The following is a 557-nucleotide window of genomic DNA, read 5'->3' on the forward strand; positions in this document are numbered from 1 at the left end:
CGAAACATTTCCAGCGCGCAACGTCCGACTATGTCTTCCCGTCACCGAAAACAGGCGGCCAGATGTCGGGTTTCACCAAGATGGTCGACCGTCTGATCAAGGAAGCGGGTGTCGCCAAGTTCACCATGCATGATTTAAGGCGCAGCTTGAGAACGATCATGTCGCGCTGCGGCTACGACAACGAAATCCAGCGGCTGTGTGTCGGGCAAAAGCCGCGTGGAATCGATCAGGTCTACAATCACGACGAACAGTGGATCATCCGCAAGATGGCGTTCGAAGCGGCTCATGATTACATCGCGGAGTTGGTCGGTGCGAAACGGGCCGGCAAGGTCGTGCGGTTGCAGCGGACGAATCCGCTCGACCCCATCAAGGCCGAGCTGCTGGGCCGTCTCCGCGAGCATTATGCGGCTGGGGCGGCTTAGTGGTCTTATCGCATCCGGCCAAATAGTCGCGCACCGCATCGACACGATAAAGCGGGCGGCCATCGACATAGCGCCATTTCAGCGGGTGGTTCGGATCGCGCCGCCACTGCTCCAGCGCTCCGGGCGTGCGCCGGA

Annotated in this window: 1 pseudogene; it reads left to right on the forward strand. The window is 60.3% G+C overall.

The features are described from left to right. Positions 1-422, forward strand: a pseudogene (locus tag QRQ56_RS39205) (tyrosine-type recombinase/integrase); the annotation flags it as partial. Positions 423-557: the final 135 nt, after the last annotated feature.

The sequence above is a fragment of the Bradyrhizobium sp. U531 genome, from assembly GCF_051710265.1.
In the GTDB taxonomy this organism is placed as follows: Bacteria; Pseudomonadota; Alphaproteobacteria; order Rhizobiales; family Xanthobacteraceae; genus Bradyrhizobium.